Source organism: Phocaeicola faecalis (assembly GCF_021730445.1).
Lineage (GTDB): Bacteria > Bacteroidota > Bacteroidia > Bacteroidales > Bacteroidaceae > Phocaeicola > Phocaeicola faecalis.
Genome location: NZ_JADNRM010000065.1, coordinates 1 through 334 on the forward strand (window position 1 = coordinate 1; position 334 = coordinate 334).

1 protein-coding gene is annotated in these 334 nt (G+C 52.1%); it reads left to right on the forward strand.

Features of this window, described 5'->3' with window-relative positions; translation table 11 throughout:
- A partial coding sequence (locus tag IR173_RS18035; RefSeq protein WP_237040877.1) for a cysteine peptidase family C39 domain-containing protein occupies nt 1-334 on the forward strand: 334 nt, incomplete at both ends.

Sequence of the window (334 nt, forward strand, 5' to 3'; positions counted from 1 at the left end):
GCCGCTGCCGTGCATCCTGCACTGGAACCAGAACCACTTCGTGGTGTGCTATGACATCAGGAAGAAAAGGAAGGGATGCAGGTTCCATATAGCCGACCCCGCCTCGCGGAACGTCATATACACCGAAGAGGAAATGAAGAAATGCTGGCTGGTGACAAGGGCGGAAGGGGAGGAAAAAGGAACGGCACTTGCCTTGGAACCGGCCCCCCGATTCTATGAACACGAGGACGAAAAAGAGAAGGAAGGCAGGAACAGCCTGACTTTCTTTTTCAAGTACCTGTTTCCCTATAAAAGACAAATCGCTCACTTACTCCTGGGAATGTTGGCTGTGAGC